Source organism: Hungatella sp. SL.1.14, assembly GCF_024460495.1.
Lineage (GTDB): Bacteria > Bacillota > Clostridia > Lachnospirales > Lachnospiraceae > Hungatella > Hungatella hathewayi.
This window is the reverse complement of record NZ_JANFYJ010000006.1, coordinates 261,450-270,637: the sequence shown is the minus strand read 5'-3', so window position 1 is coordinate 270,637 and position 9,188 is coordinate 261,450. Positions and strand designations below refer to the sequence as shown.

At 49.8% G+C, this 9,188-nt stretch carries 7 protein-coding genes; 2 read left to right on the top strand and 5 right to left on the bottom strand.

All coding sequences use genetic code 11. The features are described from left to right. Nucleotides 1-378 precede the first annotated feature (378 nt). A complete protein-coding gene (locus NE473_RS09260) occupies nt 379-2,316 on the top strand; it encodes an ABC-F family ATP-binding cassette domain-containing protein (RefSeq protein ID WP_055651308.1) in 1,938 nt (645 codons plus the stop codon). 91 nt (nt 2,317-2,407) lie between these two features. Here NE473_RS09260 and NE473_RS09255 read toward each other — a convergent pair whose 3' ends face one another. Together NE473_RS09255 and NE473_RS09250 are read right to left on the bottom strand one after the other, a co-directional pair. Next, the gene (locus tag NE473_RS09255) at nt 2,408-3,169 is read right to left on the bottom strand and encodes an SDR family NAD(P)-dependent oxidoreductase (protein ID WP_006772084.1); all 762 of its coding nucleotides are present in this window, start codon (nt 3,167-3,169) and stop codon (nt 2,408-2,410) included. Nucleotides 3,170-3,419: 250 nt separating this feature from the next. After that, a complete protein-coding gene (locus tag NE473_RS09250) occupies nt 3,420-4,565 on the bottom strand; it encodes a cell wall-binding protein (RefSeq protein WP_055651350.1) in 1,146 nt (381 codons plus the stop codon). 217 nt (nt 4,566-4,782) lie between these two features. On the opposite strand from NE473_RS09250, the gene NE473_RS09245 reads away from it, so the two are divergent. Continuing rightward, nucleotides 4,783-4,995, top strand: coding sequence for a hypothetical protein (locus NE473_RS09245; protein WP_055651309.1), 213 nt, complete (start codon nt 4,783-4,785; stop codon nt 4,993-4,995). A 75-nt stretch (nt 4,996-5,070) separates the two neighbouring features. Here the strand turns inward: NE473_RS09245 and NE473_RS09240 are convergent, their stop codons facing one another. From NE473_RS09240 to purB, 3 genes are all read right to left on the bottom strand, one after another. Continuing rightward, nucleotides 5,071-6,345 (bottom strand): adenylosuccinate synthase, encoded by a 1,275-nt coding sequence (locus tag NE473_RS09240; protein ID WP_022033291.1) that lies wholly within the window; start codon nt 6,343-6,345, stop codon nt 5,071-5,073. 301 nt (nt 6,346-6,646) lie between these two features. Then, nucleotides 6,647-7,540 carry a LysR family transcriptional regulator gene (locus NE473_RS09235; protein ID WP_055651310.1) on the bottom strand — a complete coding sequence of 298 codons (894 nt, stop codon included), beginning with the start codon at nt 7,538-7,540 and terminating at the stop codon, nt 6,647-6,649. 67 nt (nt 7,541-7,607) lie between these two features. Then, nucleotides 7,608-9,038: an adenylosuccinate lyase gene (purB, locus tag NE473_RS09230; RefSeq protein ID WP_006772092.1), complete on the bottom strand. Its 1,431-nt coding sequence runs from the start codon at nt 9,036-9,038 to the stop codon at nt 7,608-7,610. Nucleotides 9,039-9,188 lie beyond the last annotated feature (150 nt).

Below are 9,188 nucleotides of genomic sequence, written 5' to 3'. Positions count from 1 at the left end.
AAAAGGCTCCGAAAAAGCCAGGTCTTATGGTTATAAAGCTGTATTATTATCAGATAGTAAGGCTGGCTTATACCAATACATTCTTGTGTGGATAAAGCCAGCCTTTTTCAGCAGCCTCGTCTGAGCGCAGCGAGTTTGGGGATTTTCACTGGCTTTTAGAAAAATACTGCACATTTAGAACTGCTTATGCCCGAAACCGGAACTGGAAAGGTCCGGGAAACGAAAGCTCGGGCCGGACAGCGGCAGCCGGAAGTGAAGGCTGAACTGTTACGTACACAGCCTCATGTCCTGCGGTTCCAGTTGAAAAAAAATCCAACCTATATTATACTATTCGTGTTATTCTACATTTATTCGATCCATACAAGGGGAGGAACTACCATGATTTTGTCATGCAGCAACATAAGCAAGGCCTTTGGAAGCACGGAGATCATCCGCCATGCTTCCTTTCATATAGAGGATCATGAAAAGGCAGCCATCGTCGGCATCAACGGTGCCGGCAAATCCACACTGCTGAAAATTATCATCGGGGAACTGGCAGCCGATGAAGGTGACATCGTTATTTCCAGAGGAAAGACCCTGGGGTATCTGGCACAGCACCAGGAACTGAGCGGCGAAAGAACTGTCTTTGACGAGGTATTGGAGGTAAAGCGTCCGCTGATCGAGATGGAGGCCAGAATCCGTAAGCTGGAGCTGGACATGAAGCACGCTTCCGGGGAAGAGCTGGAGAACATGCTTTCCACCTACAGCCGCTTAAACCACGAATTTGAACTTCAGAACGGTTACGCCTATCAGAGCGAGGTAACCGGAGTATTAAAAGGCCTGGGCTTTACCGAAGAAGAATTTACGAAGCCGGTATCGGCTCTTTCCGGCGGACAGAAGACCCGGGTATCCTTAGGGAAGCTTCTCCTGACGAAGCCCGATATTATTCTGCTGGACGAGCCTACCAACCACCTGGACATGAACTCCATCGCCTGGCTGGAAGGCTATCTGACCAATTACGACGGAAGCGTCATCATCGTCGCCCATGACCGGTATTTCCTCGACCGTGTTGTCACAAAGATCATCGAAATCGACAATGGAACACTCGCCGTATACCAGGGCAATTACACCGCCTACAGCGAAAAACGCGCCATGATCCGGGACGCAAAGATGAAAGCCTATTTAAATCAGCAGCAGGAAATCCGCCACCAGGAAGAGGTCATCGCGAAGTTAAAGTCCTTCAACAGGGAAAAATCCATCAAACGGGCGGAGAGCCGGGAAAAGATGCTGGATAAGATTGAGATTCTGGAAAAGCCGGCGGAAGTAAATGATGAGATGCGGATCCGCCTGGAGCCCAATATCATCAGCGGAAACGACGTACTGACCGTCCGCGGGCTAAGCAAGGCCTTTGGTCCCAACCATTTGTTTGACCACGTTGATTTTGAGATCAAACGCGGAGAACGGGTTGCCATCATCGGAGGCAACGGAACCGGAAAAACCACAATTTTAAAGATATTAAACAATCTGCTGCCGGCGGATACCGGAGAGATCAGGCTCGGTTCCAAGGTGCACATCGGCTATTACGACCAGGAGCACCAGGTTCTGCACATGGAAAAGACTCTCTTTGATGAGCTTCAGGATACGTATCCCACCATGAACAACACACAGATCCGGAACATTCTTGCCGCATTTCTGTTCACCGGGGACGATGTGTTTAAGCGTGTCAGGGACTTAAGCGGCGGGGAGCGAGGGCGCGTCTCACTGGCGAAGCTAATGCTGTCCGAGGCCAATTTCCTGATTCTCGATGAGCCGACGAACCATTTAGACATCACCTCCAAGGAGATTCTGGAGGACGCGCTGAACAGCTATACCGGCACCGTTCTCTACGTGTCTCACGACCGTTACTTTATCAACAAAACGGCCACCCGCATTCTCGATCTGACAGGTCATACGCTGGTCAACTACATTGGTAATTACGACTACTATCTGGAAAAGAAAGAGCTGATGACAGAGCTCTATGCCTCAGAACCAGCGGGCAGTCAGACTTCGGGGACAGAGGGAGGCGCGTCACAGACCAGCGAGTCTTCCGAGGTCAAGCAGGACTGGAAGGCGTTCAAAGAAGAACAGGCCAGAATCCGCAAACGGCAGAATGATTTGAAGAAAACCGAGGATGAGATTCACCGGCTGGAGACAAGGGACAGCGACATCGACGGGCTTCTCACTCAGGAGGAAGTCTTCACCGATGTTTCCCGCCTCCTGGAACTGAATAAGGAAAAGGAAGAGATTCAGACAAGGCTGGAAGAGCTCTATGAGATATGGGAAACACTGGCTGAATAGTGCTGAATCCGGGCAGGGCCGCACTGCGGCAGTAAGGAATCATGACGTTAAAAAGTGCAGCCGCAGGCGAATCCCGCCTGCGACTGCTTTCTTATGGTCTCAATCCGCTTCCTCCCTGAAGCGTAATCGTTTCTCCCGTTACATAACCTGCATCATCCGATGCCAGGAATACGCAGACACGTCCGATATCCTTCTCCGGGTCTGCAAACCGTTTAAGAGGAATACTCTGAATCGTCTGATCATACAGTTTGGGATATTCGTCTTTCCATTTCTCCAGACCTGGTGTCATGGCCAGCGGGCATACTACATTCACATTGATGCCATATTCGCCCCATTCTGCAGCAGCTACACGGGACATTCCCCGAATCCCCTCTTTGGCAGCCGCGTAGGAAGACTGGCCCAGTTTTCCGAACAGACCGGCTCCGGATGCGAAGTTGATGACGCTTCCCTTCGTCTCCTTCAGATACGGGAAGGCCTCCCTCATATAGAAAAACGTCGCATACAGACCGGAGTACACCGCAAGGTCGAAATCCTCCTTGGTGTGATCCACCAGCATCGTACCGGACTTGGAAACCTGTGCGTTGTTAATCAGACAATCCAGCTTTCCAAAACGGTCAATCGCCTGCTTTACCACGTTCTTTACAGCCGTCTCGTCACCGCCATCCGCAACGACAAACAGGGCCTCAATGCCATAATCTGCTTCCAGATTCTCTCTTGCTTCAATCAGGGTACTCGCCGTACGCCCGGTGATAACAATATTGGCGCCCTCTTCTGCAAATGCTTTTGCAATCCCGTAACCAATTCCTCTCGCACCTCCGGTAATCAGTACAACTTTACCTTCCATCTTCTTCATGGATGCCGCCTCCTCATAGAATGAAATAATTAAAAATAAGCTTTGAACTGATGATATTTTCTTTTTGTTAAATTATTAACGTTCTATGTTCAGTATATACCTCTTATCCCATGGAGTCAAGAGTAAATAAGTATTTTTTTATCGATTACTTCACTGCCGCCGCAGTGCGGCTCTCACCGGAAACTTTTTTGTATCAGGAGAGGTCTCCCGTGATACAAAAAAAACAGGATTGCTCCTGTTTTTTCAGCACTTACCGTGCATACAAAACCTTTCTCAATATCTCACAGACCTGAGGTGAATCCGCCTCCATGGCTGTTCTCGTATCGCTGTCGCTTAAGTATGCTTCTACCAGCTTCCCGAAATAGAACTGCATGTTATTCGTGTAATAGTCGGGAACATCAACGAATTCATCCACATTTCCCTTATTCATGGCCAGATCCACAGCAAACTGACTGTCGCTGTCAAAGCAGTCGGCCGCGTATCCAATGTATTCTCCAAAGGCCTGGGTCAGTCCCTCCGGCCTGCAGAACTTAATCTTCCGGTAGCTCGTATCCAGCTTATGGTATACGTAATACGTTCCTCCGTCAGACTCGGGAGCTGAAAAATATTCCTTATCCGGATAGTAGAGAATCTCCCAGCCATGCTCCGCAAAATACTTGATCCACCCTCTCGGAATACGTTCGAGGGCGGCGGTTATCTCATCCTTAGTCTCGGATGCCACAGAGGATTCTTTGCTCTTTCCTTCTATCACAATATCATAGCGCTTATCCCGCTGGCCGTTCTCATCCATATAAAACAGCCCTACGTACTGATTGGCCGCCATCTGGCCGTCCTCGAAGAAATAATACCGTTTGCCGTCGATTGATTTGTATCCGGAAGAGGCCATCTCTCCTCTCGCGGAAAACCAGTACCAGCTCCCGTCTTCATCCTGAAACCAGCCCTTCTTCGCAGTGCCGTCTTTGTCGAAATAATACCATTTTTCTTCTTCATCGTTATAGCACCAGCCGATTGCCAGATCTCCCGTCTCCCGGAAGCAGTAGTAATATCCGCCAATCTTCTGCCAGCCTGCGGCCATAAGGCCATCCCTGCCAAAATGGTACCAGTAACCGCCAATCTGTTCCCAGCTGTTTTTTTTATAAGTCCCGTCTTCCCCGTAATATCTCCAGCCGCCGTCTTCCTGCTTCCATGTTCCCGTCTCTTCATTCCCGGGATCTGCCTCCGGCGTCTCTTTCGTCTGGCCGGCGGTGTTATCCGCAGTTCCATTCTCCGCGGTTTCTCTCTCTGAAGTTGTGTTCTCTGTTTGAACGGCCTCCGTCTCATCTGCCGCGGCTGCCATGACGCTTCCGAGGCTTAAGAGCATGCTCACCGCAACTGCCGCTGCCCATCTTTTCTTCAAGAATACACACTCCCTTCTCTGTCTTTTCACACGTGATCTCCCTCTGATTGTACTATAATCCGGTAAAAAAGTACAGGTTGCAAATCTGAAGTTTTTGTGAACAAATCCCAAATCGTTACAGGCCATTCCTGAATCCCTGTCTTGAGTTTCCGGAGTTTTCTGTTATAATATATTATGATATCGGAAACTGTCATCCCAAAGAAAGCGAGGTGTCCCCATGAAATGGAAACGCCCTCTGGCCATGGCCGGAGTCATTCTCATACTGGCCATGTACGTGATCGCCATCGTTTCGGCTTTCTCCAAAAGTCCGTCCGCCAAAAGCTGGCTGATGGCGGCTCTCTTCTCGACTGTCGTCATACCGGTTATTTTATATGCTTTTCAGCTGGTATACAGGCTCTTAAATCCTGAAGGAAAAGACAGAGAACAATGAATAGAAACAGGGCGGCCGCCTTCGGATAATCCGGATGCGGCCGCCCTGTTTTCCTGTAATCGGATACGGACAGTCTTATCTGTAAATAATCTCATCTCTTCCCGGTCCATTAGAAACCATGGTGATCGGAGTTTCAATCTCTTTTTCAATAAATTCAATATAATTCCGGCAATTTTCCGGCAGATCCTCATATTTCCGAATCCCGCGGATTTCACATTTCCAACCCGGAAGTACCTTGTAGACCGGTTTTGCCCGCTCCAGACGAACCGTGGTCGGGAAATCCTTTGTCACTTCGCCGTCAATCTCATAACCGACGCAGACAGGAAGCTCATCTAAATACCCCAGAACATCGAGAACGGTAAGAGCCACCTCTGTGGAACCCTGAATCCGGCATCCGTACCGGCTCGCAACCGCATCAAACCATCCCATACGTCTCGGGCGTCCTGTCGTAGCGCCGTACTCTCCGCCGTCGCCGCCGCGCCTTCTCAATTCGTCCGCTTCCTCACCGAAGATCTCACTGACGAATGCTCCTGCTCCAACCGCACTGGAATAGGCCTTCACAACGGTCGTAATATTCTTAATCTCATACGGTGCGATTCCGGCACCGATCGCACCGTACGCCGCAAGTGTGGAGGAGGAGGTAACCATCGGATAAATGCCGTGGTCCGGATCTTTTAAGGAACCAAGCTGACCTTCCAGCAGAATATTCTTTCCTTCTTTGATGGCATCATATAAGTATTTCGATACGTCGCAGACGTAAGGGGCTACCATGTCACGGTACTGAAGCAGCGTCTGATACAGCTCCTCCTGATCGAGAACCGGCTTGTGATACAGATACTCCAGCATGACATTCTTCGTCTCACATACACGCGTGACTTTTTCCTTTAAGGATTCACTGTCAAACAGTTCGCTGACCTGGAATCCGATCTTTGCATATTTATCTGAATAAAACGGGGCAATTCCCGACTTTGTCGAGCCAAAGGACTTCTTTCCGAGACGCTCCTCCTCATACTGATCAAACAGAATGTGGTACGGCATTAAAATCTGCGCACGGTCTGAAACGAGTATATGCGGCTTCGGAACACCCTTGCTTACCAGTTCTTCCACTTCTTTTATCAGGAACGGGATGTTTAACGCTACGCCGTTTCCTATCACGCTCGTCGTATGGCTGTAGAATACACCGGACGGCAGAAGGTGGAGTGCGAACTTGCCATAGTTGTTAATGATCGTATGTCCTGCGTTGCTGCCTCCCTGAAAGCGGATGATGATGTCGGATTCTTTCGCCAGCATATCCGTAATTTTTCCTTTTCCCTCGTCGCCCCAGTTGGCGCCTACTATTGCTCTTACCATTTGCTTATTTCCTCCTTTAACTCGTTGCGGTACAATCGCGGGGGTGCTTGTATTGGGCTGCTGCGGACCTCGATTTGGCTTCGGGTGAGTCCGCAGTGGACCTCGATTCCGCTCCGCTTCATCTCGGTCACGGGCTTCGCCCTATGGAATCCGGTAAGAGGCAATCCGCTTTCGTGCCAGCACGACGCGGATTGCCGCTTACCGGATTCCACACTGCTCATTGCCACCGCGTATATCATAGCTCAAAGCATTCCATAAGTAAAGTCAATATTAATTATATTTGTCATAAGTTTCAATTATATCACTCCCTGTTTTCCAGCATAAGTTCCAGAAGACGTCCCCCCGCAGGCGAAATGGGATTTTTTCGGTCTGTAATAATGCAGAAGCTTCGCTCCGGCATTCCGGCTTTAAAATTCAGTTCGAACAGGCGGCCGGACTCAATTTCCTTCTTTGCAAACTCCGACATGACACAGCCAATCCCAAGATTCCTCATGGCAAACTGGACAATCATATCGCTGGTGGCCAGTTCAAATTCCGGTTCCACGACAATTCCCAGCTGCTCCAGATAGTCGTCCATAAAACGACGGGTACTCGTATTCTTTTCCAGAAAAATACAGGGAAGTTCCTTTAATATCCCGTATTCCAGCGGTTTTCCCTTTAAATACCCGAACTGTTCGCCCGCCACAAAAACATTTCGGATCTTTTTCACCTCAGTGACGGAAATCTCCGGCCTTGCATCGACCGGGGAGCTGACCACACCGAAATCGATGGTTCCACGGCTTAAAAATCCCACCGTCTCCGGCGTGGGTCCGTTGGACACAGTGACCTTCACCTTCGGATATTTTTCATGAAAACGTTCCAGAAACGGCAGCAGATAGAACTGGAGTGTCATATCGCTGGCTCCGATTCTGACCTCCCCCGTATCCAGATCCTGCATACGCTTTAACATATTCTCTCCATACCAGATGTGATCTAAACCTGATTTCACATAAGAGTACAGAAGCTCGCCCTCTCTCGTCAGCCTGACGCCCTTGGAGGTTCTGATAAACAGCTTCGCATCGACGGAAAGTTCCAGCTGACGGATCGCCTGGCTGACAGCCGGCTGGGAAATGCACAGTTTTTCCGCCGCCAGCGTGATGCTGCCCAGCTCTCCCGCATAATAAAACACCTTGTAATACTCCAGATTGCTGCTCATATCGTGTCCTCCTGAAAAGAGCAGAGACTGACAACCGCCTCTGCTCTCCATTACATATATTATTTTCTTATACGTTAATCTCAGCCGTCATCCCAAGGTCGTCCCTGTTTGCCAAAAGCAGCGGCCGAATCACTTCTTCTAAATAAATCTCCACCTGGGCAGGCGCACATCCGACATACTTCTTCGGATCCATGTTCTTTTTAAGCTCTTCCAGGCTTAAGTTGAACGCAGGATCGGCGGCGATCAGCTCCAGAAGGTTATTGTCCATACCGTTTTCCTTCACGTTTTTGCCGGCCTCCATGGAGAGCTCGCGGATTCTCTCGTGAAGCTCCTGCCTGTCGCCTCCCGCTTTCACGGCGTCCATCATAATATTTTCAGTAGCCATGAACGGAAGCTCCGCCATCATGTGCTTCTCGATCACTTTAGGATAAACGACGAGGCCATCCACCACATTTAAATAAAGGTCCAGAATACCGTCGATCGCCAGAAATCCCTCCGGAATGCTGAGACGTTTGTTTGCAGAGTCATCCAGCGTCCGCTCGAACCACTGAGTCGATGCCACCATCATGGGGTTCATCACGTCAGACATGACGTAATTGGACAGGGAGGCAATTCTCTCGCTTCTCATCGGATTGCGCTTATAGGCCATGGCGGAAGAACCGATCTGGCTCTTTTCAAATGGCTCCTCGATCTCCTTCAAATGCTGGAGCAGACGGATATCGTTCGAGAACTTGTGCGCGCTCTGAGCGATTCCAGCCAGGATATTCAAGACGCGGCTGTCCACTTTTCTGGAATACGTCTGACCGGAAACCGGATAGCAGCCCGGATATCCCAGCTTCTCAGCAATCATCGGATCCAGCTTTCTCACCTTGTCCATATCTCCGTCAAACAGCTCTAAAAAGCTGGCCTGAGTGCCGGTGGTTCCCTTGGAGCCCAGCAAACGGATCGAACCTGCCACATAGTCTAAATCCTCCAGATCCATGGTCAGCTCGTGCATCCACAGCGTGGCCCGTTTTCCAACTGTCGTCGGCTGTGCAGGCTGAAAATGTGTAAAGGCCAGCGTCGGCTGATCTTTGTATTTGTCTGCAAACTTCGCCAGTTCTGCAATCACATTGACCAGTTTCTTTCTGACTAACGCCAGTGCCTCTGTCATCACAATAATATCCGTGTTGTCGCCTACATAGCAGGAGGTCGCTCCCAAATGGATGATTCCCCTGGCCTTCGGGCACTGTACACCGTAAGCGTAAACATGGGACATCACATCGTGCCGCACTTCTTTCTCCCGCTGCTTTGCCACATCGTAATTGATCTCGTCCTGATGGGCCTTCAGCTCATCGATCTGTTCCTTCGTAACCGGCAGTCCCAGTTCCATCTCTGTCTCAGCGAGAGCGATCCAGAGTTTTCTCCATGTACGGAATTTCTTGTCCGGTGAAAATATATACTGCATTTCCTTGCTGGCATAGCGCTCTGACAAGGGACTCTGATAACGGTCGTTCATAAAAATATACCAAGGAGACTGATGACCTGCGTCATGCACAGGAAGCGGCACAGGATCGATGCCGTTTCCGGGTCTCCACCCTTTCTTTTAATTTGTTTCAATCCACGCTCGGTATATTGTCGAAGTGCGACTGCATCCTACGTAGATGCG

Excerpts from the sequence above, each read along its gene's own strand:
- NE473_RS09260 (WP_055651308.1), top strand. The coding sequence starts at position 379 with ATGATTTTGTCATGCAGCAACATAAGCAAGGCCTTTGGAAGCACGGAG.
- NE473_RS09255 (WP_006772084.1), bottom strand. The coding sequence starts at position 3,169 with ATGAAGAAGATGGAAGGTAAAGTTGTACTGATTACCGGAGGTGCGAGA.
- NE473_RS09245 (WP_055651309.1), top strand. The coding sequence starts at position 4,783 with ATGAAATGGAAACGCCCTCTGGCCATGGCCGGAGTCATTCTCATACTG.
- NE473_RS09240 (WP_022033291.1), bottom strand. The coding sequence starts at position 6,345 with ATGGTAAGAGCAATAGTAGGCGCCAACTGGGGCGACGAGGGAAAAGGA.
- NE473_RS09235 (WP_055651310.1), bottom strand. The coding sequence starts at position 7,540 with ATGAGCAGCAATCTGGAGTATTACAAGGTGTTTTATTATGCGGGAGAG.
- purB (WP_006772092.1), bottom strand. The coding sequence starts at position 9,038 with ATGAACGACCGTTATCAGAGTCCCTTGTCAGAGCGCTATGCCAGCAAG.